Origin of the sequence: Nonomuraea polychroma, from assembly GCF_004011505.1 — a bacterium.
GTDB classification, from domain to species: domain Bacteria; phylum Actinomycetota; class Actinomycetes; order Streptosporangiales; family Streptosporangiaceae; genus Nonomuraea; species Nonomuraea polychroma.
Genome location: NZ_SAUN01000001.1, coordinates 11441825 through 11464511, shown reverse-complemented (window position 1 = coordinate 11464511; position 22687 = coordinate 11441825). Strand labels below are relative to the sequence as shown.

At 70.6% G+C, this 22687-nt stretch carries 21 protein-coding genes; 10 read left to right on the top strand and 11 right to left on the bottom strand.

What is annotated here, in order from left to right; all coding sequences use genetic code 11:
* Positions 1-58 precede the first annotated feature (58 nt).
* The 4 genes from hutI to EDD27_RS53535 all read right to left on the bottom strand — a co-directional run bounded on the left by hutI (position 59) and on the right by EDD27_RS53535 (position 4501).
* Complete coding sequence (gene hutI / locus EDD27_RS53550) at positions 59-1243, bottom strand: imidazolonepropionase (RefSeq protein WP_127940327.1); 1185 nt, start codon at positions 1241-1243, stop codon at positions 59-61.
* Entirely contained in the window at positions 1240-2565 is a 1326-nt protein-coding gene (locus EDD27_RS53545) for a formimidoylglutamate deiminase (RefSeq protein WP_127940326.1), read from the bottom strand. Before EDD27_RS53545 ends, hutI begins: the two co-directional genes overlap by 4 nt.
* On the bottom strand, positions 2556-3719 hold the full coding sequence (locus EDD27_RS53540; RefSeq protein ID WP_127940325.1) for an allantoate amidohydrolase: 1164 nt from the start codon (positions 3717-3719) through the stop codon (positions 2556-2558). The genes EDD27_RS53545 and EDD27_RS53540 overlap by 10 nt, the downstream gene beginning before the upstream one ends.
* Before the next feature lie 95 nt (positions 3720-3814).
* Positions 3815-4501: an SDR family oxidoreductase gene (locus tag EDD27_RS53535; protein WP_127940324.1), complete on the bottom strand. Its 687-nt coding sequence runs from the start codon at positions 4499-4501 to the stop codon at positions 3815-3817.
* A 65-nt stretch (positions 4502-4566) separates the two neighbouring features.
* On the opposite strand from EDD27_RS53535, the gene EDD27_RS53530 reads away from it, so the two are divergent.
* Genes EDD27_RS53530 through EDD27_RS53520 form a run of 3 tightly spaced genes read left to right on the top strand, consistent with a single transcriptional unit; the run spans position 4567 to position 6807 of the window.
* Positions 4567-5088 carry a PadR family transcriptional regulator gene (locus EDD27_RS53530; RefSeq protein ID WP_241564952.1) on the top strand — a complete coding sequence of 174 codons (522 nt, stop codon included), beginning with the start codon at positions 4567-4569 and terminating at the stop codon, positions 5086-5088.
* A gap of 19 nt (positions 5089-5107) precedes the next feature.
* Positions 5108-6061, top strand: coding sequence for an ATP-binding cassette domain-containing protein (locus EDD27_RS53525; protein ID WP_127940322.1), 954 nt, complete (start codon positions 5108-5110; stop codon positions 6059-6061).
* Positions 6058-6807 (top strand): ABC transporter permease, encoded by a 750-nt coding sequence (locus EDD27_RS53520; protein WP_127940321.1) that lies wholly within the window; start codon positions 6058-6060, stop codon positions 6805-6807. The genes EDD27_RS53525 and EDD27_RS53520 overlap by 4 nt, the downstream gene beginning before the upstream one ends.
* Here EDD27_RS53520 and EDD27_RS53515 read toward each other — a convergent pair.
* From EDD27_RS53515 to EDD27_RS53505, 3 genes are all read right to left on the bottom strand, one after another.
* The gene (locus tag EDD27_RS53515) at positions 6787-7569 is read right to left on the bottom strand and encodes a MurR/RpiR family transcriptional regulator (RefSeq protein ID WP_241564757.1); all 783 of its coding nucleotides are present in this window, start codon (positions 7567-7569) and stop codon (positions 6787-6789) included. The genes EDD27_RS53520 and EDD27_RS53515 overlap by 21 nt on opposite strands.
* Before the next feature lie 413 nt (positions 7570-7982).
* Positions 7983-9632 carry a urocanate hydratase gene (gene hutU, locus EDD27_RS53510; RefSeq protein WP_206642059.1) on the bottom strand — a complete coding sequence of 550 codons (1650 nt, stop codon included), beginning with the start codon at positions 9630-9632 and terminating at the stop codon, positions 7983-7985.
* A 53-nt stretch (positions 9633-9685) separates the two neighbouring features.
* Entirely contained in the window at positions 9686-11395 is a 1710-nt protein-coding gene (locus tag EDD27_RS53505; protein ID WP_241564756.1) for an ABC transporter ATP-binding protein, read from the bottom strand.
* A 218-nt stretch (positions 11396-11613) separates the two neighbouring features.
* On the opposite strand from EDD27_RS53505, the gene EDD27_RS53500 reads away from it, so the two are divergent.
* The 5 genes from EDD27_RS53500 (at position 11614) to EDD27_RS53480 (ending at position 17290) form a co-directional block, all read left to right on the top strand.
* On the top strand, positions 11614-12990 hold the full coding sequence (locus EDD27_RS53500) for a DUF4331 domain-containing protein (RefSeq protein ID WP_127940317.1): 1377 nt from the start codon (positions 11614-11616) through the stop codon (positions 12988-12990).
* Positions 12991-13143: 153 nt separating this feature from the next.
* Positions 13144-14346: a tetratricopeptide repeat protein gene (locus tag EDD27_RS53495; RefSeq protein ID WP_127940316.1), complete on the top strand. Its 1203-nt coding sequence runs from the start codon at positions 13144-13146 to the stop codon at positions 14344-14346.
* Positions 14343-15860 (top strand): nickel/cobalt transporter, encoded by a 1518-nt coding sequence (locus EDD27_RS53490; RefSeq protein WP_127940315.1) that lies wholly within the window; start codon positions 14343-14345, stop codon positions 15858-15860. The genes EDD27_RS53495 and EDD27_RS53490 overlap by 4 nt, the downstream gene beginning before the upstream one ends.
* Positions 15861-15920: 60 nt before the next feature.
* Complete coding sequence (locus EDD27_RS53485; protein ID WP_127940314.1) at positions 15921-16496, top strand: PadR family transcriptional regulator; 576 nt, start codon at positions 15921-15923, stop codon at positions 16494-16496.
* Positions 16493-17290, top strand: a complete 798-nt coding sequence (locus EDD27_RS53480) for an SGNH/GDSL hydrolase family protein (RefSeq protein WP_127940313.1) — start codon at positions 16493-16495, stop codon at positions 17288-17290. Before EDD27_RS53485 ends, EDD27_RS53480 begins: the two co-directional genes overlap by 4 nt.
* Here the strand turns inward: EDD27_RS53480 and EDD27_RS53475 are convergent.
* The 4 genes from EDD27_RS53475 to EDD27_RS53460 are packed head-to-tail and all read right to left on the bottom strand — an operon-like array spanning position 17257 to position 19776.
* Positions 17257-17949 carry a nucleotidyl transferase AbiEii/AbiGii toxin family protein gene (locus EDD27_RS53475; protein ID WP_127940312.1) on the bottom strand — a complete coding sequence of 231 codons (693 nt, stop codon included), beginning with the start codon at positions 17947-17949 and terminating at the stop codon, positions 17257-17259. The two genes, EDD27_RS53480 and EDD27_RS53475, sit on opposite strands and share 34 nt — an antisense overlap.
* Positions 17949-18272, bottom strand: a complete 324-nt coding sequence (locus tag EDD27_RS53470) for a hypothetical protein (RefSeq protein ID WP_241564755.1) — start codon at positions 18270-18272, stop codon at positions 17949-17951. The genes EDD27_RS53475 and EDD27_RS53470 overlap by 1 nt, the downstream gene beginning before the upstream one ends.
* A 3-nt stretch (positions 18273-18275) precedes the next feature.
* Positions 18276-19031: a hypothetical protein gene (locus tag EDD27_RS53465; RefSeq protein ID WP_127940311.1), complete on the bottom strand. Its 756-nt coding sequence runs from the start codon at positions 19029-19031 to the stop codon at positions 18276-18278.
* 40 nt (positions 19032-19071) lie between these two features.
* Entirely contained in the window at positions 19072-19776 is a 705-nt protein-coding gene (locus tag EDD27_RS53460) for a FadR/GntR family transcriptional regulator (RefSeq protein WP_127940310.1), read from the bottom strand.
* Between the two features lie 124 nt (positions 19777-19900).
* Between EDD27_RS53460 and EDD27_RS53455 the strand changes: the two genes are divergently transcribed.
* A complete protein-coding gene (locus tag EDD27_RS53455) occupies positions 19901-21259 on the top strand; it encodes a glutamine synthetase family protein (RefSeq protein WP_127940309.1) in 1359 nt (452 codons plus the stop codon).
* Between the two features lie 2 nt (positions 21260-21261).
* Complete coding sequence (locus EDD27_RS53450; RefSeq protein WP_241564754.1) at positions 21262-22602, top strand: aldehyde dehydrogenase family protein; 1341 nt, start codon at positions 21262-21264, stop codon at positions 22600-22602.
* Positions 22603-22687: the final 85 nt, after the last annotated feature.

Genomic DNA, 22687 nt, shown 5'->3' with positions numbered 1-22687 from the left:
CCTCGTTCCGCAGCTGCGTTCTATATCCGGCCAACGTCCGACCAGATGCAAAGATTCCCTAAAGCACTACGTCCGAGGGAGGGTTCTGGATGTCCTCCTCAAGGAGGAGACCGTCCTGGAACACCTGGTGAACGAGGGGAACGCCGGGCCGGTAGGCCAGATGGACGTATGACGGGGCGTCGAGCACGACAAGGTTCGCGCGGGCTCCAGGCCGCAGCCACCCTACGTCCGTACGCCGCAACGCGCGTGCCCCGCCGTACGTGGCCGCCCTGATCGCCTCCAGCGGCGTCATCCGCATCTCGCGCACGGCCAGCGCGACGCAGAACGCCATCGACGACGTGTACGACGACCCGGGGTTGCAGTCGGTGGCCAGCGCCACGGTGACCCCGGCGTCGATCAGCCGCCTGGCGTCCGGGTACGGCGACCTCGTCGAGAACTCGGCCCCGGGCAGCAACGTCGCGACCGTCTCCGAGGCGGCCAGCGCGTCCACGTCCGCCGCGGTCAGGTGCGTGCAGTGGTCCGCCGAGGCGGCGCCCAGCTCGCAGGCGATCCGCACCCCCGGCCCCTCGCCAAGCTGGTTGGCGTGCACCCGCACCCCCAGCCCCGCCTTCATCCCGGCGCTGAGGATCTCCCGCGTCTGGTCCCCGTCGAACGCCCCGCGCTCGCAGAACACGTCCACCCACTTGGCGTACGGCGCGCACGCCTCCAGCATCTCCCCGGCCACGAGCCGCACGTAGGAGTCGGCGTCCATGTCCGCGGGCACCACGTGCGCCCCCAGGAACGTCGTCTCGCCGGTCAGCCCGGCGGCGATCTCCAACGAGCGCCGCTCGTCCTCGACGGTCAGCCCGTAGCCGCTCTTGATCTCCACGGTGGTGGTGCCCTGGGCGCGCATCTCGTTCACGAGAGCGCGGGCGCGCGCCGCGAGCTCGGCGTCGCCGGCCTGGCGGGTGGCGGCGACGGTGGTCCTGATGCCGCCCCCGGTATAGGACTCGCCGGACATCCGGGCCTGGAACTCGGCCGTCCGGTCGCCGGCGAAGATCAGATGCGCGTGGCTGTCGACGAAGCCGGGGATGACGGCGCGCCCCCGCACGTCCACCCGCTCGTCGGCGTCGGGGGCCCGCGCGGCGGAGCCCACCCAGGCCACCAGGCCGTCGGCCAGGACCAGAGCCGCGTCGGCGATCTCCTCCCGCTCCGGGTCGCCGGTGTACAGCAGCCCGATGCCGTCGACGAGGGTCGTGGTCATCGCAGCGCTCCAATCGCCTCGGCCAGCAGGGATCCGACGTCGCCCAGCACGTGCCTGCCGTCCTCGACCACGCGACGCCCGTTGGACACCACCGAGTGCACGTCGGCCGCCGTGGCCGCGAACACCACGGCCTCCGGTCCTCTCGCGCCCGCCGTACGGACGGAGTCGAGGCGTACCGACACCAGGTCGGCTCGCGCGCCGGCCACGAGCATGCCCGCGTCGGCGAAGCCGAGCGAGGTGTGGCCGGCGCTCGTGGCGGCGGCGAGCAGGTCGGCGGCGGTCCAATGGCCGCGTTTCCCGCTGGCCAGCCGCTCGTCCAGCTCGACCGCCCTGGCCTCTTCGAACAGGTCGATCACGGCGTGGCTGTCGGAGCCGAGCGTGATCGGCGCGCCCCGGTCGGCGAGGGTCCTCGCGGGGCCGATCCCGTCGGCGAGGTCGCGTTCGGTGGTGGGGCACATGCAGATGTGCGTGCCCGAGTGGGCGAGCAACTCGACGTCCACGTCGGTCAGGTGGGTGGCGTGCACGGCGGTCGAGCGTGGTCCCAGCGCCCCGTGCTCGTGGAGAAGCTGGACGGGCGTGGCGGCGTACATCTCGACGCAGGCCGTGTTCTCCGCCCGCTGTTCGGAGACGTGCACGTGCAGGGGCGCGGCGTGCCGGTGGGAGAACTCGGCGATGACCGGCATCTGCTCCGGCCGCACCGCCCGTACCGAATGGATGGCCGCGCCGATCTCCACGTCCGGCTGACCTTCGTAGCGGGCGGCCAGGTCGTCGGCCCTGACGGCCCAGCGCTCGGCGTCCCCGTCCCCGAACCGGGTCTGCGCACCGGTCAGCGGGGCGCCCATGCCGCCGGACAGGTAGCAGGTGTCGAGCAGCGCGATGCGCAGCCCGGCGTCGCGGGCGGCCTGGACGAGGACGTGGCCCATGGCGTTGGGGTCGTCGTACGGCTTGCCGCCCGGCGCGTGGTGCAGGTAGTGGAACTCGCCCACGCAGGTCACCCCGGCCAGCGCCATCTCGGCGTAGACGGCCGTGGCCAGGCGCAGGTAGGTGTCGGGGTCGAGCCGGGCGGCCACCTCGTACATTCCATCGCGCCAGGTCCAGAAGTCGCCCTTGCCCTCCTGCGCGGCACCTCTGAGCGCGCGGTGGAACGCGTGCGAGTGGGCGTTGGCCAGGCCCGGAACGGTGATCCCTGCCAGCCGTACGGCGTCGGCGGGCGGCGGGCCCTGGCCGATCCGCGCGATCCTGTCGCCCTCGACCACGACGAGCACGTCCTCCACGACGCCGTCGGGCAGCCAGGCCTGCTCGCACCAGTACGTCAGCGACACAGATCCTCCAGCACGTGCGCCAGTGCCACGACTCCCGCCTCGCAGTCTGCCTGCTCGGCGTGCTCATCGGGGGAATGGGACACGCCGGTGGGATTCCTGACGAACAACATCCCGGCCGGCACGCCCGCCGCGGCCATGATTCCGGCGTCGTGCCCGGCGCCGGTCGGCAGGATCGGCGCGGGCGTGTCGCCGCCCGCCACCCGGGCCAGCCGGTCCCTGAGCGCCGCGTCGAAATCGACCACCGGCGTCCACGACTCCTCTTTCACATCCATCCCTTCCGCCAGCTCCGCCACCAATTGCCGCACGTCGCGCTCGTCCGCCCCGCGGGCGTCCAGCCAGGCGGAGACCCGGCCGGGGATGGCGTTGGCGTTGCCGGGCGAGACGTGCACCTTGCCGACCGTGGCCACCACGCCGCGCCGCTCCGCGCCCGCGCGGGCGGCCAGCACCATGCGGGCGAACGGCAGCATGGGGTCGTCGCGGTCGGCGAGCCTGGTGGTGCCCGCGTGGTCGGCCCGGCCGCGGAAGTCGATCCGCCAGCGCCCGTGGGGCCAGATCGCGCTGGCCACGCCTACCGGCCGTTCCTGGTCGACGAGCGCGCGGCCCTGCTCGACATGGAGCTCCACGAATGTGCCGACGGTGGCCAGCGTCTCGTCGTCCCGCCCGATCGCGTACGGCTTCCGCCCGGCCCTGGCCATGACGTCGGCCAGGGTGTCGCCGTCGTCATCGGTCAGCGCGAGCGCCCTGTCCGGCTTGATCGCGCCGGTGAGCAGGCGTGACCCCATGCACGGCACGCCGAACCTGGCGCCTTCCTCGTCGGTGAAGCAGACCACGCCCACGGGCCGCGCCGGCGTCACGCCGCGGTTCTTCAGCCGGTCGAGGGCGGCGAAGGCGGACACGACGCCGAGCGGGCCGTCGTACGCGCCGCCCTGCCGTACGGAGTCGAGGTGGCTGCCGGTCACCACGCCGGGCCGCGCCGCGGGGTCGCCCCACCACGCCCAGAGGTTGCCGTTGCGGTCCTCACGCAGGTCGAGGCCGCGTCGCGCGGCCTCCCCCGCGAACCACTCCCGTAGCTCCATGTCGGCCTCCGACCAGGCGTCCCTGACGTAGCCGCCGGTCGCCGGGTCCCGTCCTATGCGCGCGAGTGGTTCAAGCATGGACCCACTGTAGTGAATGGATCCATTCAACGTTCTTTTGCCGAGCCAATGGCTCGGAGAGCTGAATGGATGTCCTCACTTCGTTGCGGATCCATTCAGCTGACGGGCCCGGCCGCCGGTCGCAGGGTCAGCTCGGTGAGATGGGCATCGGGACCTGCGGTGACGGTCGCCAGCACGGCCCGCGCCACGCTCTCCGCCCGCAGGTATTTGCCGGGCTCGAACGGACCGCCCTCGTACCTGCGCACCTCGTGCTGCATGTCGGTGGCGACCCGGCCCGGGTAGACGGTGGTCACCCTGAGCTCGGGCTCCTCCAGCCGCAGGGCGTCGGCGAACGCCTTCAGCGCGAACTTGCTGGCCGCGTAGGCGGCCCAGTTGGGGTTCGCCCGCTGACCGGAGCCCGAGTTGACGCACACGACGTGGCCGCGGGCCGCCCTGAGCGCGGGCAGCAGCAGCCTGGTCAGCTCGGCCACCGCGACGACGTTCACTTCCATGGTGCGGCGCCAGACCTCGGCGGCCAGGTCGGCGATCCTGCCGAGCTCGGCGATGCCCGCGGAGTGCACCAGCACGTCGAGCCGCTCGATGCCCGCGACGTCGGCCTCAGCGATCTCGGTCAGCTCCACCGGCCAGGGCCGCGCGTCGGGCAGCTCCGCCGCCACCTCGGCGAGCGCCCTCTCGTCCCGCCCGCCCAGGATGACGTGATGCGTGGGTCCCAGCGCCCGGGCGACGGCCGCGCCGATGCCCCGGGAAGCGCCGGTGACCAGCGCCGTAGGTCGTTCAGTCATGAGGGTCAGCTTATTGATGTTGACGACCACTCAAATTTGAGTACAAACTTGAGCGCGTGTCATCGATGCGCGTCCTGATCCTCGGCGTCCTCCTCAACGGCCCCATGAACGGCTACGGGGTCCGCAGACGGCTGGAGGGGATGAGCGCCGACGTCTGGGCCAGCGTCGCCTACGGCTCGATCTACCACGGACTCGGCAAAATGGCCGACGAGGGCCTGCTGGAGATCGTCGAGGCAGGCAAGGGCGGCAAGGGCGTCTACGCGATCACGGAGGCGGGCCGCGAGGAGTTCCAGCGGCTGCTGCTGAAGGCCTGGCACGAGGTCAGACCCATCATCGACCCGTTCCAGGTCGCGCTGACGTTCATGGACAAGCTGGAAAAGCAAGAGCTTTTGAGTGCTCTGCATGGCAGGATGGCGCAGCTCAAGATGGGCGTCGAAACGATGGGCCACATCATGGACGTCAAACATCACCACGGCGCCCCTGGTCACATCCGCGAGAACCTGCTGCTGACGCGGGCCATGCTCCAAGCCCAGCTCGACTGGGTCGAGAAGGCGATTCCGCGCGTCGAGGCAGACGAATTGCCGTGAATTTCATCCAAGGAGTCTCATGATCGTTGAGGCGCACGACTTAAAGAAGACCTTCACCACCCGAAGCCGCAAGGGCCCGCAGACCGTCGAGGCCGTGCGCGGCGTCGACCTGGAGATCGCGAAAGGCGAGATCTTCGGTGTGCTCGGGCCCAACGGCGCCGGCAAGACGACCACGATCAGGATGCTGGCCACGCTGATCACCCCCGACGCGGGCACCGCCATGATCGCCGGGCACGACCTGCTCAAGGAGCCCGCCGCCGTCCGGAGCCGGCTCGGGTACGTCAGCCAGGCCGGCGGGGTCGAGGACACCACGACCGCCCGGGCTCAGGTCATGATGGCCGCCAAGATCCACGCCGTGGCCGATCCGAAGCAGGCGACGGCCGAGGTGCTGGAGCGCTTCGACCTCACCGAGATCGCCGACCGCCCCGGCCGTACGCTGTCCGGCGGCCAGAAGCGGCGGGTCGCCATCGCGATCGGCCTGGTGCACAACCCGCCGCTGCTCTTCCTCGACGAGCCCACCACCGGCCTGGACCCGCAGAACCGGGCCAACCTGTGGGACCGCATCGAGCAGCTCCGCGAGTCGGGCACCAGCGTGCTGCTCAGCACCCACTACCTGGACGAGGCCGACGCGTTGTGCGACCGGCTGGTGATCGTCGACCACGGCCGGGTCGTGGCCGAGGGCACCCCCGCCGCGCTCAAGCGCGAGGTCTCCGGCGACGTGATCACGCTCAGGGTCGACGACCCCGAGCGGGCCGCCGAGACGCTCGGGCCGCTCGCCCGCGAGACCCGCCTCGACGACGACCTGCTGCGCGTGTACGTGGACGACGGTGAGCACACGCTGCCCGCGCTGCTGCGGGCGCTGGAAGAGCAGGGCGTCAAGCTGAGCTCGATCGCGCTCGACCGCTCCACGCTGGACGACGTGTTCCTCGCCAAGACCGGCCGTTCGCTGCGTGACACCGGAGCCGCCGCATGATCCGCCACACCGCCCTCTTCACCGGCTATGAGCTGAAGAAGTCGTTCAGCAATCCGATCTGGCCGCTGTTCGGCATCCTGCAGCCGGTGCTCTACCTGGTGATGTTCGCACCGCTGCTGAAGACCATGACGCCCGGCGGCACGACGGTGGACGCCCTGCGCATGTTCACCCCGGCGGCGATGATGATGATCGCGGTCTTCGGGTCGATGTTCTCCGGGTTCGGGCTGATCGCCGAGCTGCGCGGCGGCTCGATCGAACGGTACGCCGTCAGCCCCGCGTGGCGCCCGGCCATCGTGCTCGGGCGGGTGGCCAAGGACATGGTCCAGCTGGTCCTCCAGGCGATCCTGGTGCTGATCGTGGCGATCGCGATGGGCGTGCGCATCGGGGCCGTCGAGCTGGTGCTCGTGCTGTTGCTCATGGCCGCGACGGGCCTGTTCGCCTCCAGCCTGTCGCAAGGGCTGGCGCTGACCATCCGGGACGAGAACGGCATGTCGCAGACGCTCAACCTGTTCATGCTGCCGATCATGCTGCTGGCCGGGTTGTTCGTGCCGATCTCATTCGCTCCCGAATGGATGAAGGCGATCGCGCCGGTCAATCCGCTCTACCACGCGGTGGAAGCGGGGCGGGCGCTGTTCGCCGGGCAGCTGTCCGACTCCTCGATCCCGATCGCGTTCGCGGTGTTCATCGTGCTGGCGGTGGTGACCACCATCTGGTCGATGCGGTCGCTAGGCAAGATCGCCGGGTAGGAACGCGCCGGTCTCGTCGGTCATCCGCTCGTACTCTTCGAGCCTGGCCTGCGTACGCAGCGGCGCCGCGTCCGCCATGGCCTCCACCAGGGCCATGGCGAGGGCCAGCGGCGCCGCATGCGAGTCGAACACCAGCCGGTCGCTGACGGGCGCGTCCAGCACGATCTCGGCGGGGAAATCCGGTTTGTCGGTGATCGCCGCCACCCTGAGCCCGAGCTTCTCCGCGTACTCCAGCGCGTGCACCGCCTCCCGGGGATAACGCGGCAACACCACCGCCACCAGCCACTCCGCCCCGGCCCGCCGGGCCGCGTGCAACCCGTCGACCAGCTCCGACCCACCGTGGGTGAGCAGCCGTACGTCGGGGTGGATGCGGCGGGCGTAGTAGGCGAACGTGGTGGCCAGCCCGCAGGAGACCCGCAGGCCCAGCACGGGCAGGGGCTCGGTGGCGGCGAGTTGCTCACCCAGCTCCTTGAGCGGGAACGCCGCCAAGCGCTCCCGCACCAGGGCCAGGTTGCGGATCTCACAGTCGATGGCGCCGCGCAGCAGGCTCTCCTGCGGCTCGGCCGCCCCGTGGGCGCCGCCGCCCAGCACGAGGGGCCGCAGCGCCTGGCGTAGCTCGGGGTATCCGGCGAAACCGAGCACCATGGCGAACCGGGTCACCGACGGCTGGCTGACCCCGGCCCGCTCGGCCAGCTCGACGCTGGACAGGAAGATCGCCTCGTCCAGGTGCTCGCTGAGGTAGTGCGCGATTCTGCGCTGCACGGGCGACAACCTCCGGCCATCCAGCAGCGCACCCAGTCCACCGTGATATCCGTCCGCCACGCCACCTCCAACACATCGTGCCCGGCATTCTCATCCCACCCATCCTGTACGCCGGACGAGCCTTCCCGCGAGGAGACCACACCCGGCCGCCCCTCCCTCACCCGCCGCACTCCGGACCAGGGCCCGCCTCCAGGGCCAACCGGATCGCAGAAGTGGCGGGCCGGCCGGCGCCACACGCACAGCGCCCGACCGCCCGCATAGGCGCCCGCCCTCCGGCGCCGGGTCGGTGAGACGGTGTGCGGCGCGGCTCGGCGCAACCGGGACGGCGGGCGGCCGTCAGGGCTGTCCGGGCGGCAACCGACCTGGCGAGGGGGCCGGGCGGGGGCGTGGTGGACGGTCAGAGCCCCGGGGCGTCAGGACTCCCGCATCGGGATGCGGACGCCGCGCGCATCGGCCACCTCGGCGGCCTTGTCGTAGCCGGCGTCCACGTGCCGCATGACCCCGGTCCCCGGATCATTGGTGAGCACCCGGTTCAGCTTCTCCCCGGCCAGGGCCGTGCCGTCGGCGACCGTCACCTGGCCGGCGTGGATGGAGCGCCCGATCCCGACCCCACCCCCATGGTGGATCGACACCCAGGCGGCCCCCGAGGCCGTGTTGAGCAGGGCGTTCAGGAGCGGCCAGTCCGCGATCGCGTCCGACCCGTCCGCCATGGCCTCCGTCTCACGGTAGGGCGACGCGACGGACCCGCTGTCCAGATGGTCCCGCCCGATCACGATGGGCGCCTGGAGCTCACCCGAGGCCACCATGTCGTTGAAGCGCTCCCCGGCCACATTGCGCTCGCCGTACCCCAGCCAGCAGATCCGCGCCGGCAACCCCTGGAAGTGCACCTTCTCCCCGGCTTCCCTGATCCACCGGGCGAGCTGCTCGTTCTCGGGGAAGAGCTCCAGGATGGCCCGGTCGGTCGCGGCGATGTCGGCCGGGTCGCCGCTCAGCGCCGCCCACCGGAACGGCCCCTTGCCCTCGCAGAACAGCGGCCGAATGTAGGCGGGCACGAACCCGGGGAAGTCGAAGGCCCGCGCGTAGCCGGCCAGGCGCGCCTCGCCCCTGATCGAGTTGCCGTAGTCGAAGACCTCGGCCCCCGCGTCCTTGAACCCGACCATGGCCTCCACGTGCAGCGCCATCGAGGCGCGGGCCCGCTCGGTGAAGCCGGCCGGATCCTTCTCCCGCGCGGCGGCCATGTCCTCGAAGGCGATGCCGAGCGGGAGGTACATCAGGGGATCGTGGGCAGAGGTCTGGTCGGTCACGATGTCGATCTCGGCCCCGCCGGCCAGCAACGCCGGCACGATCTCCGCGGCGTTCCCCACGACCCCGATCGACAGCGGCCGCCGCGCGTCACGCGCCTCGTACGCCAGCCGCAGCGCCTCCTCAGGCGAGGCGGCCTCCACGTCGAGGTAACGGTGCTCGATGCGGCGGGTGACCGAGCGCGGGTCGCAGTCGACGCAGATGGCCACCCCGCCGTTCATGGTGACGGCCAGCGGCTGGGCGCCGCCCATCCCGCCCAGGCCCGCCGTCAGCGTGATGGTCCCGGCCAGCGTCCCGCCGAACCGCTTGGCGGCGACGGCCGCGAACGTCTCGTACGTGCCCTGCAGGATGCCCTGCGTGCCGATGTAGATCCACGACCCGGCGGTCATCTGCCCGTACATGGTCAGCCCGGCCGCCTCCAGCCGCCGGAACTCCTCCCAGTTGGCCCAGTCGGGCACCAGGTTGGAGTTGGCGATCAGCACGCGCGGCGCCCATTCGTGCGTGCGGAACACGCCGACGGGCCGCCCCGACTGCACGAGGAGCGTCTCGTCGCCCTCCAGCGTCGTGAGCGTCCTGACCAGCGCGTCGTACGACGCCCAGTCCCGCGCGGCCTTCCCGGAGCCGCCGTAGACGACCAGCTGCTCAGGGTGCTCGGCGACCTCCGGGTCCAGGTTGTTCTGGAGCATCCGGAGCGCCGCCTCCTGCGGCCACCCCTTGGCGGTGATCGTGGTGCCTCGCGGCGCGCGCACGGTGCGGCTCATGGTGACCCTCCTGAATGAAGGCATTCATCTATGTCACCCGCAGACTACAACGACTAGCCGACGAGGAACTGGGTGGCGGCCAGCTCGCGGTAGAGCTCGTCCGCGCCCACCAGCTCGGCGTGCGTGCCGACGGCCCGTACGCCGCCGGACTCCATGACCACGATCCGGTCGGCGTTCGTCACCGTGGACAGCCGGTGCGCGATGACCAGCACGGTCGTCTCCTTGGCCACCTCGGCGATGACCTCGCGCAGCCGCATTTCGTTGACCGCGTCGAGCTGCGAGGTGGCCTCGTCGAGCAGCAGCAGCCTGGGCTTGCGCAGCAGCGCCCGGGCGATGGCGACCCGCTGCCGCTCACCGCCGGACAGCAGCACGCCGCGGTGCCCGACCGCCGTCTCCAGCCCTTCGGGCAGCCTGGCCACGAGGTCGTCGAGCCGGGTGCGGGCGATGGCGCGGTGCAGCTCGTCCTCGGTGGCGTCCTGGGCGGCGAAAAGCAGGTTCTCCCGCAGGGTGCCGGCCAGCACGGGGGCGTCCTGCTCGACGTACCCGAGCGCGGCGCGCAGCTCGCCCAGCGGCCAGTCCCGGATGTCCCTCCCGCCGATCACGATGGCACCGTCCTGGTGGTCGTAGAAGCGCTCCAGCAGGCCGAACACCGTGGACTTGCCGGCTCCCGACGGCCCCACCAGCGCGGTGAGCCCGCCGGGCGGCACCTCGAAGCTGACCCCGTCGTGCACGAGCGGCCGGTCCTCGCCGTACCGGAACACCACGTCCCGGAACGTCACCCCGATCGGCTCGGCGCCGCCCGGCACCACGACCGGCTCGGCGGGCTCGGCCGGGAGTTCCTCGATCTCCTTGATGCGCTTCAACGCGGCGAGCCCCTGCTGGAGCTGGACCCCGCCCTGCACGAGCTGCCCGATCGGCGGCACCAGGTAGAACAGGTACAGCAGGAACGCGATCAGCGACGACACCTCCAGCGCGCCGGAGGCGACCCTGGCCCCGCCGACGGCCAGCACGGCCAGGAACGCGATCTGCACCGCCATCCACGTCGCCACCCCGGCCAGCGACGTCCACCCGGCGACCTGCAGGCCCCGGTCGCGGGCCCGCACCGCCGCGTCGCCGACCACGGCGATCTCCCGCTCCTCCGCGCCGCTCGCCTTGACGGTCCGGTACGCCTGCAGCGCCCGGTCCAGCACGGCCCCCATCTCGCCCACGGCCTCCTGGGCCTGCGACTGCGCCCGCTGGATCTTCGGCATGATGAGCGCGACCAGCCCGCCGATCACCACGATCACGAGCAGTGTGATCAGCAGCAGCACACCGTCCATCGCCACCATCAAGATGATGGCCCCGACCAGCATGAACGCCGCGCTGACCGACTCGACGATGCCGTTGGTCAGCACCGCGCGCAGCAGCGTCGTGTCGCCGGTCACCCGCGACAGCAGGTCGCCGGGCTTGAGCCGGTCCACGTCGGCGACCTTGAGCCGGAGCATCCGGTCGACGAGCCTGCGGCGGGCGCCGAGCACGATGCCCTCGCCGGTCCGCTCCATCAGATAGCTGCCGGCGGCCGACACGACGGCGCCGACCAGCACCGCCGCGGTTAACCCGAGCAGCGGCCCGGCCATGGACCCGCCTTCGCCGAAGGCGTCCACGACGTACTTGGCCAGCAACGGCATCGCCAGCCCCGCCGCCGAGCCGATCAACCCCAGCAGTCCGCCCAGGAACAGGACCTTCCGGTGCGGGCGCACGTAGGCAAGCAGCTCCTTGATCACCGCATCTCCTCTCACGACATTGCTCGATGAGCTCCAACGAACGGGACCGCGCAATCCACACCGGTCAACCTAAATTGACGACCTAAGTATGTCAACCTTGGTTGACCCTCCTCCTTGAGGAGGAGACCGACATCCGGACGCGGCCCACGGACGAATAGAGCCTCGAGGAACCCGGCCGGAACCTCGCACCAACCGATCAGCCCTCTGAAAGGACGAAAATGGAGCTCCGGATCAACCGGCGCGCTCTAGTCGGACTTGGCCTCGCCGCAGCGGTTGCCGCGTCGTCGTTGGCCGTGCTCCGTACCGACTCCGGCATCGCTTCCTCGCACCGCGAGGCTCCCATGACCGCCGGCCTGCCGCAGATCGACAACACGGACGTGTACGCGTTCGTCAGCCCGGACAAGCCCGACACGGTGACCCTGCTGGCCAACTGGAACGGGTTCCAGGAGCCCAACGGCGGCCCCAACTTCTACCCGTGGGACACCCGCGCGCGGTACAACGTCAAGATCGACAATGACGGTGACGCCAAGACCGACATCACATACCAGTGGACGTTCCGCGACGAGGACAAGCGCGGCAACGACACGTTCCTGTACAACAACGGCCCCGTCACCTCGCTGAACGACCCCAACCTGCTCTACCGCCAGCGCTACACGCTCAAGCGCATCACGCCGAACGGCACCCGGACGCTGGTCTCCGACGGCATCGCGGCGCCGAGCAACGTCGGCCCGGCATCCATGCCGGACTACGGAACCCTGCGCGCCCAGTCCATCAAGAGCCTGCCGAACGGCGGCAAGACGTTCGCCGGCCAGTCGGACGAGGCGTTCTTCCTGGATCTGCGCGTGTTCGACCTGCTCTACGGCGGCAACCTGTCCGAGGTCGGCCAGGACACCACCAGGGGCTACAACGTCAACACGATCGGCCTCCAGGTGCCCGCCGCGGACCTGGCGCTCAAGGGCGACGCCAAGCGCAACCCGGTGATCGGCATCTGCTCGACGACCGACAAGTTCAACGGCAGCAGGTACGTCCAGGTCTCGCGCCTGTGCAACCCGCTGGTGAACGAGGTCGTCGCGCCCGCCGGACTCAAGGACGCCTACAACGCCCTCGACCCGTCGAAGGACGCCGACGTCGCGCCCCTGGTCAAGCGGGTCACCGACCCGGAGGTGGCCAGGCTGCTCGAGGCCATCTACGGCATCAAGGCGCCCGCGACCCCGCGTGCCGACCTGGTCGAGATCTTCCTGACCGGCATCGCCAAGCAGAACGGCCCCATCAAGGCCGACCTGAACTCGCAGGTGCTCAACAAGGACGCGGGCAAGCTGCGCCCCTCCGAGATGTTGCGGCTCAACATGTCGATCCCGCCCTCGAAGGACCCGAACAGGCTCGGCGTCCTGGCCGGTGACCTACAGGGATTCCCGAACGGCCGCCGTCTCGGCGACGACGTCGTGGACATCGAGCTGCAGGCCGTGGCCGGCGCCGCGCTGACCGGCAAGCTCGTGCCCGGCCTGACGGACAAGGTGGACACGAACGACAAGCCGTTCGGGCAGTCGTTCCCGTACATCCCGCTGCCCAGCAACGTCGCTGTGAACCAGCGCTAGTCCCCGACCGGCCGGCTTCCCTCTCTCCAAACCGGCCGGTCCACCCCGGCGGCAGACCCCCGTCTCCCATCGTCTGCCGCCACAGAGAGGACCGGCCGGCCGTGTTCCCCGTCACGGCCGGCCGGCCCGACATCCAGCTCTGGAGCCTTCGACATGCGCACCCTCGCGATATTCGCCGGATTCGCCCTCATAGGCGCAATGATCTTCACGATCGCTTCCTTCTCCGCGGCCCCCGAGCCCGAGCCCGTGGCGGCGGTGAAGCCCTCTACCGAGACCCTCCAGGAACGCCTCAAGCGCCTGCCCGGCGACTACCGCGGCTGGGCCGAGCTCGGCTCCCACTACGTGGACCAGGCCAGGATCACCGGTGACCCGTCGTACTACACCAAGGCCGAGGGCGCGCTCGACACGGCCGCCGAGCTTAAGCCCGGCGACGACGCGGTGCTGGCGGGCCAGGCCGCGCTGGCGGCCGGCCGCCACGAGTTCTCCGACGCGGTACGGCTGGCCGAGCGCGCCCTCGACGCCAACCCGTACTCCGCCGCGGCGTATGGCGTGCTGGCCGACGCCAAGACCCAGCTCGGGGACCTGCGCGGCGCCGAGCGGGCCGTGGCCAAGATGCTGGACCTGCGCCCGGGTGTGGCGGCGTTCGCCCGCGCCTCCTACGCCGCCGAACTGCGCGGCGACGTGGACGCGGCCCGTACGTACCTGCGGTACGCGCACCAGGACGCCTGGCTCCCGGCCGACCTCGCCTATGCCCGCCACTACCTGGGCGAGCTGGCGCTCCACGAAGGCGACCTGGTCACCGCGAACGACTGGTACACCAAGGCTCTGCAGGCCTACCCCGCCTACACGCCGGCCCTCGCCGGCCAGGCCAAGGCGGCGGCGCTCGGCGGCCGGCTGAGCGAGGCGCTCGACATCTACGAGCGGGTCGTCGAACGGCTCCCGCTCCCGCAATACCTCATCGAGCAGGGCGAGACCCAGCTCAAGAGCGGGCAGCAGCCCGACTGGACGCTGCTCAAGGCGCAGTGGGGACTGCTCGAGTCAGCGGGCGTACGGGACCACCTGACGCGGGCGGAGTTCGAGGCCGACCACGGGGACCCGGTACTGGCCGTGAAGCACGCCCGGGCCGAGTACGACCTCAACCCCAACCCCGTCTCCGCCGACGTCCTCGCCTGGTCTCTGTACAAGGCGGGCAAGCCGGAGGAGGCGCTGCCGTACGCGAAGGAGGCCACCTCGACCGGCTGGCGTAACCCGCTGCTCCGCTACCACCGCGCCACGATCGAGCAGGCTCTCGGCCGGCCGGCGCGGGTGGATCCCGGCTTCGATCCGTCGCTCTCCGCCCTCGCGAGGTTCTCATGAGAACGGTCCGGCTCGGCCTGCTGTCCGCCGTGGTGGCCCTGCTGCTGTCCCTGTGTGCGGGCGTCCTGCTGCCCGGCGCGGCCGGGGCGGCGGCGTCGCACCCGCTGGGGAAGTTCACCGCCAACCACTACAACGGCCTGCGGATCACTCCGTCCGAGGTGCGCAACCTCGCCGTCGTGGACCTGGCCGAGCTGCCCACCCTCCAGGCCAGGCCACAGGTCACCGCCGGATACGCGGCCCGCCGCTGCGCCGCGCTCGCCGCCGCCCAACGCCTCGTGGTCGCGGGGAAGACGGTGCCGTGGCGGGTGGCGGGCTCCGAGTTCGCCTACGCCCCCGGCGAGGGCGGTCTCCAGACCAGCCGCCTGACCTGCCGGCTCGTCGCCGATGTCCGCGCCTCGGGGGCCGTGGAGTTCACCGACGGGTTCGAGCAGGACAGGATCGGCTGGCGGGAGATCACCGCCCTCGGCGACGGGGTGCGGGTGTCCCGTTCGTCGGTGCCTGCCGCGAGCGTGAGCCGGGAGTTGCGGGCGTACCCGGATGATCTGCTCTCCGAACCGCTCGACCAGCGCACCGCCACGCTGACCGTGTCCGGCCTGGGCGCCGGCCTGTCGTCTCCGGGCGGCCCTTCCGGCGGCGGTGGCGCCGCCGTGCCGGGCGGGATCGGGATCGGCGGGCCGATCGGGGACGCGCTGAGCGCGCTCGACCGGACGTTCACCGAGCTGGTCGGCTCGGACTCGCTGACGGTGCCGCTCGGGCTGCTGGCCGTCGGGCTGGCCGTGGTGCTGGGGGCCGGGCACGCGCTGATCCCCGGGCACGGCAAGACCATCATGGCCGCGTACCTGGCCGGGCGGCGCGGCCGGCCGCGCGACGCTCTGGTGGTGGGGGCCACAGTGACGGCCACGCACACGGTCGGGGTCCTGGTGGTGGGGTTGCTGCTTACCGTGTTCACGGCGCTGGCGGGTGAGTCGGTGCTGGCCTGGCTGGGCGTGGCCAGTGGCGCCTTGATCGCCGTCATCGGCCTCCGCCTCCTCATGAACGCCCGCCGGGGCACCCTCCACGGACACGGACACGCTCATGGACACGGGCACGGACACGGGGACGGGCACGGGGACGGGCACGGGGACGGGCACGGGGACGGACAGGGGCATGGGCACGGACATGGGCATGGGCATGGCGCCGGCCAGGGCACGGGCCGGCGTGCCGGACTTGTCGGACTAGGCGTGGCGGGCGGGCTCGTCCCCAGCCCTTCGGCCCTGATCGTGCTGCTCGGCGCGATCGCTCTCGGCCGCACCTGGTTCGGGGTGGCGCTGGTGACCGCCTACGGCGTCGGCATGGCGGCGACCCTGACCATCACGGGCCTGCTGCTGGTCAAGCTGGTGGACCGCCTGGAACAACGGGCCTCGGCCGGCCGCCGCCTGGCTGCCCGGGTGTCCGGCCTGGCCCCGCTCGGCACGGCCACTATGGTCGTGCTCCTCGGCACGGGCCTCGCCCTCCGCTCGGCAATCGCCCTCTAGCGCGCCCACCCACCCCGGCCTATAGTCATGCCCATGACTACTCATGGGGATGACTAACCCATGGCGCTCCGACACGCTGTCCTCGCGGCCCTGCTCGACGGCGAATACAGCGGCTACCAGCTCACCAAGATCTTCGACGTCGGCGTCTCCAACTTCTGGTACGCCGCCCCGCAGCAGCTCTACGTCGAGCTGACCAGGCTCGAGGCCGACGGCCTGGTGTCCGGCCGGGAGGTCGTCCAGCAGGGCCGCCCCAACAAGCGGGTGTTCAAGGTCACCGACGCCGGTGTCGAGGAGCTGGCCTCCTTCGCCGCAGCCCCGGCCAAGCCCCTGTTGATCCGCGAGGACCTGGCCGTCAAGGTCCACGCCGTGGACGTGCTCGACCCGGCCCCGGTGATCGCGCAACTCCAGGAGCGGGCCGAGCAGGCCGCGGTCAAACTGGCGTTCTTCGAGCAGACCCTGGTGCGCCTGCGCGGTAACCGGGACGAGGAGACGTTCCTGCGGGAGGGGGACCGCATCGGCCCCTACCTGTCCTGTCTTGCCGGATGCCGGCTGGAGCGGGAGATGCGCGATTGGTGCCTGCAGACCGCGCGGACGCTGAGCGAGCGCGCCGCCCACGCCGGAAGGACGACGTCATGACGTACAGCCGATACGTCGCGCTCGGCGACAGCCAGACCGAGGGCCTGGGCGACGGCGACGACGCCCGCGGCCACCGCGGCTGGGCCGACCGCCTCGCCGAGCACCTGACCCGCGCCAATCCCGAGCTGCTCTACGCCAACCTCGCCGTCCGCGGCCGCCTGGCCGCCCAGATCCGCGACGAGCAGTTGCCGGTCGCCCTGGAACTGCGTCCCGACCTGGCCACGGTCATGGCGGGCATGAACGACATCATCCGCCCCGGCTTCGACGCCGCCGCGGTGGCCGCGGTGCTGGAGGAGATGTACCAGGCGCTGACCGGCGCGGGGACACATGTGGTCACCGTGACCTTTCCCGATATCGGAGCGATCGCGCCCCTGGCCCGGCCGCTCCTGCCCAGGGTGCTCGACCTCAACGCCCGCGTGCGGGACGCCGCCGCACGCCATGGGGTCACGCTGGTGGACACCTTCCAGCTCGCCTACATCACGGACGCCAGGATGTGGAGCGTGGACCGCCTGCACGCCAGCCCGGAGGGACACGCCCGTTTCGCGGCAGGAGTCGCGCACGCGCTGGAATTGCCGGGCAGCGACGACACCTGGACGGCTCCGCTCCCGCCCCTGACCGCACCGTCGGCCTGGCGGGCGACGGCGATCGAGGCTCGCTGGCTGGCCACGTTCATGGGCCCGTGGCTGGGCCGCCGCCTCCGCGGCCGCTCCTCAGGCGACGGCCGGACCGCCAAGCGGCCGCTGCTCACGCCGGTGATCGATCAGTCGATCTCGGGCACATCGTCAGCGTCGTAATCGACGTCGCCGTCGTCCGCTCGGCGCAGCTTGATGTCCGCCACCCACTCCTGGGCGAATCGGCGGATCTCCTTGATCCGCTCCTCGCCCACTCCATAGGCCTCGAACGCCTCGTCGTCCATGAGGTCGACGTATTCCAGCCGCATGTGCAGCTCATGCACGGAGAAGTATTCGTGGTGCATGGCGGCGAGGCGCTCCAGCGCGCGGAAGGAGTAAAGGTGCGCTACTGAGGCGATGTCGATGATGTCGCGGGCAAGGCTGCGCTCGTGGACGGCGCGCATTTTCAGCCCCACCGCGTCGTCCAGGCCCAGCACCTTCAGCGTGCCGCACGTGCTCGGTCGCGCCTGGAGCGCCTCGCGCAGGAGGTCGAACTCGCAGGTCTCCCCGGTCGTCACGTCCGCCACCATCAAGCGGCCCATCCGTGGCGTGACCTCGATGATCGACGCCTCTAACCCGGCCTCCTGGAACGCTCCAACGACGCCCAAGGCGACGTCCGGCAGCGGTATCTCCACGTCGGTCGCGAAATCGAGGTCCTTGCTCGGCCGGTCGGTGAAGCCGTGAGCCTTGATCGCATAGCCACCTGCGAGCACCAGACGGTAGCGCTCGCACACGGGCAACACAGCATGCAACAACCGCTCCTGGAAGGGCGGAAAATGCATCAGGCGGCCGTCTCCCGTCGCAGAGGAAGCTTCTTCTCCCACGCCTTCCGGTAGCCCGGCCCGAGCCCTTTCCTCAGCATCGGCCAGTCGGCGACGAGGTGCTCGGCGTTCAGGTAGATCTCGTAATCGATCCGCCGGCCAGTGGTGATCACTGTGCGATACATCTCCATCCGGATCCCCGGCTTGGACAAGTCGAACTCGGTCAGCCCCGACCATGCCAAGTGCGGCGGCAGAGGCACGACGCCCTCGGCCGGGCCATGGAGATCGTCCAGAGAGTCGGGAACCCTGTCCTCGAGTCCCTCATAGATCGACGGAAGTGCCATACCTCAAGTATGCCGACGACCACGCCGCGTGGAAGGCAGATCATGACGCCCGGAGAGAAACTCCTGGAAGGCGATCTTGGCCCTGATCACCGGCCGCCGCCACCTCTCCTCGCGATGGATAGCCCTGGCCATCTTGCGCGGCGACTTCTTGGCGAAGAACCAGTGCGCCCACGGCGACCCGGGCCGCGCCAGCCGTATCGCCCCCACCAGAAGCATCGGCGGCACGAAAAGCCCCGCCATCCCGGTCCAGATCTTCCCCTTGAGCAGCGTGACCACGGCCAGCGCCGAGTTGGCGACGATCAGCGCGGTGGGATTGACCCATGTGCCGTAGTCCCATATCAACGGACGCAGACCGATGAGCAGCAGGCCGGTGACGGCGATGGCGATGAAGACCGCGTCGACCGACGTCCGCCCTTCCTCCTCCCAGTACACGTCGTGCAGGTGCAGGATCAACGCGAACTCGTCCAGCACCAGCGCGGAGCCGACGCCGAACACGCAGGCCGCGAGCACGTATCCCGCCTGCGACGTGGGCGAGACGATGAACCCCATCACCCCGCCGATCAACATCAGGATGACGCCGAACACGACGTGGTGGATGTGCATCTCCCCCACGTTCACGTTGCGGAACCAGCCCACCTTCGCCCTGATCAGGCGCACGTTGATGCGGGTGGCGATGAACGCCACGATGAGCGTGACGAAGTAACAGAACAGCGGCAGCCGTCCCGTAGCGACGATGTTGTACTGAAACCAATCCCCCATGACTTAGAAACGATGGTACGAGTCGCCTGCCGGGATCGCGTCAGGAGAGGAACCCTCGCAACAGCGCGGCCGTGCCCTCCAGGTGTTCCGTCATCGCCCGGCGCGCCGCCTCGGGGTCGCCGGCGAGGATGGCGTCCACGATGGCCTGGTGCTGCACGGCGGCGTGGTCCAGGTTGACCTGGAGCATCGGGATCGCGTTCAGCAGGTCGCTCACCCGCGACCGCGCGTCGGCGCAGGTGGTGGCCAGCAGGGTCGAGCCGGTCAGCTCGGCGATGGACAGGTGGAAGGCGGTGTCGAGGCGGCGGTAGTCCTCCAGGGACGCCTCGTTCAACTCCGACAGCCTGCGCAACAGCAGGGCCCGCCTCTCCTCGGTCAGCTCGGAGGTGGCCAGGACCTGGGCCGCGCCGCACTCGACGGCCAGCCGGAACGTCAGGGCGTCAGAGAGGTCGTCCATGCCCATTTCCGCCACGACCTGCCGCAGGTCGCCGGCGTCCGGCTTGGGCGGTTCGTACGTCACGAACGCGCCCCCGTAGCGCCCCCGCCGTACGTCGAGATAGCCCGCGTCCGACAGGGCGCGGATCGCCTCGCGGAGGGTCACTCTGCTGATGCCGAGCTGGACGGCCAGCTCGCGCTCGGCGGGCAGCTTGTCGCCCGGTGCGACCACACCCAGCTTGATGGCCTGGAGCAGCCGTTCCACGGTCTCCTCGAAGGCGTTGCCCGCCCTGACCGGGCGCAACACCGTCATCAAACGCGCCGAATCGTCCAACGTGTCCTCAGGTCTTGACAAGCGATCCCGGCATGCACATCAATGGTCTGAGACTAGCCCAATCAACGGGAAAGCGCGCCATGCCAGATGGGAGCGACGTCACGTGAGCGAAGGGTTCTTGACCGTCGGGGAGCTGCGTGACGAGGTGGCGGCCGGACGGATCGACACCGTTCTGCTGGCGATCGCCGACATGCAGGGCCGGCTGCAGGGCAAGCGGTTGTCGGCGCGCTACTTTCTCGACGAGGTGCTGCACCACGGCTCCGAGGGCTGCAACTACCTGCTCGCGGTGGACGTGGACATGAACACCGTCTCCGGGTACGCGATGTCGTCCTGGGACCGCGGGTACGGCGACTTCGTGATGAAGCCGGACCTGGCCACGCTGCGCCGGGTGCCGTGGCAGGAGGGGACCGCGATGCTGATGGCGGACCTGGCGTGGGAGGGCGGCGGCGACGTGACCGCCTCGCCCCGCCAGATCCTGCGCAAGCAGCTGGCCCGCCTGGCCGATCGCGGCCTGGCCGCGTACGTGGGCACCGAGCTGGAGTTCGTCGTCTACGAGAACAGCTACGAGGACGCCTGGAAGCGCGCCTATCGCGACATGTCGCCCGCGAACCTCTACAACGTCGACTACTCCCTCCTCGGCACCGCCCGCGTCGAGCCGCTCCTGCGCCGCATCAGGCGGAGCATGGAAGGCGCCGGCATGTACGTCGAGTCCGCCAAGGGCGAGTGCAACCTGGGCCAGCACGAGATCGCCTTCCGCTACGACGAGGCGCTCAAGACCTGCGACAACCACGCCATCTACAAGAACGGCGCCAAGGAGATCGCCGCCCAGGAGGGCAAGTCGATCACCTTCATGGCCAAGCCGAACCAGCGTGAGGGCAATTCGTGCCACATCCACATCTCGCTGCGCACTGTGGATGGCGACCCGGTGATGGCCGGCGAAGGGCCGTACGGGCTCTCGCCGCTCGGCGCCCGCTTCATCGCCGGCCAGCAGGCCTGCCTGCGCGAGCTCACCCTCCTGTACGCCCCCAACATCAACTCCTACAAGCGCTACGTGCCGGGCAGCTTCGCCCCCACCGCCGTCAAGTGGGGCGTCGACAACCGCACCTGCGCGCTGCGCCTCGTCGGCCACGGCCTGTCGCTGCGCGTGGAGAACCGCGTGCCCGGCGGCGACGTCAACCCGTACCTGGCGGTGTCCGCGCTGATCGCGGCCGGCCTGTACGGGATCGACAACGAGCTGCCGCTGGAGGACCCCTTCGAGGGCAACGCCTACGCCTCCGGCGCCGAGACCGTGCCGCACACGCTGCGCGACGCCCTGGCCCTGTTCGAGGGGTCGAAGCTGGCCCGTGTGGCGTTCGGCGAGGACGTAGTAGAGCACTACGCGAACAACGCGCGGGTGGAGCTGACCGCGTTCGACGCGGCGGTGACGGATTGGGAGATGTTCCGTGGGTTCGAACGGATGTGAGCATGAAGATCGTTAATCCGGCGACCGAGGACGTGCTCGCCGAGGTCGAGATGGCCGACGCGGCCGAGGTCGACCGGGCGGTGGAGCGTGCCAGGAAGGCGTACCCGGCCTGGCGCGACGTGGCCCCCGGCGACCGTGCGCGGCTGCTGCGGCACTTCGCCGACCTGGTGGGCGAGCACGGCGAGGAGCTGGCGGGGCTGGAGCTGGCCAACGCCGGGCACCCGATCGGGAGTGCCCGCTGGGAGGCCGGCGCCGTACGCGACGTCCTGCACTTCTACGCCGCCGCCCCCGAGCGCAACCACGGCAAGCAGATCCCGGTGCCCGGCGGCGTGGACATCACGTTCCAGGAGCCCCTGGGTGTCGTGGGCGTCATCGTGCCGTGGAACTTCCCCATGCTGATCATGTCGTGGGGCGTGGCCCCCGCGCTTGCGGCCGGTAACACCGTGATCGTCAAGCCGGCGGAATGGACACCGCTGACGGCGCTGAGGCTGGCTGAGCTGGCCTTGGCGGCGGGCCTCCCCGAGGGGGTGCTCCAGGTCCTGCCTGGGGCAGGGGAGGTCGCGGGGGCCCGGCTGGTCGAGCACCCGGACGTGGCCAAGATCGTGTTCACCGGCTCCACCGAGGTGGGCAAGGAGATCGCCGCCAAGGCGGCCGCGCAGGTGAAGCGGGTGACGCTGGAGCTGGGCGGCAAGTCCGCGAACATCATCTTCGCGGACGCGGACCTCGAGAAGGCCGCGAAAGCCGCCCCCTACGCCGTCTTCGACAACGCCGGCCAGGACTGTTGCGCCCGTTCCCGGCTGCTCGTCCAGGCCGACGTGTACGACGAGTTCATGGCCCTGCTCGCACCCGCCGTCCACGCCGTCAAGGTCGGCGACCCGCTCGACGAGAGCACCGAGATGGGCCCGCTGATCAGCGCCGAGCACCTGGAACGCGTCCGCGGCTTCGTCCAGGACCCCTACCTGCAGGGAACGTGCCCGAAGGGCAAGGGCTACTGGTTCCCGGCGACCGTGCTGACCCCCGACGTCACCGACCGGGCGTTCACCGAGGAGATCTTCGGGCCCGTGGTGTCGGTGGCGCCGTTCAAGGACGAGGCCGACGCCGTCAGGATCGCCAACGACACCCCGTACGGGCTGAGCGGCTCCATCTGGACCCGCGACGTCGGGCGGGCGCTGCGGGTGGCCAGGGCGGTCGAGTCGGGTGCGCTCTCGGTGAACTCCAACTCGTCCGTGCGCTACTGGACCCCCTTCGGCGGCTTCAAGCAGTCGGGCCTCGGCCGGGAGCTCGGCCCGGACGCCCTGGCTGCGTTCACCGAGACCAAGAACGTCTTCATTTCCTGGGAGTGAACCCGACGCAGTGAGCGAAGTGGAGGCCCGACGCAGGAGGGACTCCGCGAAGCGAATGAGGAGCGGTGAACGACCAAATAAGCAG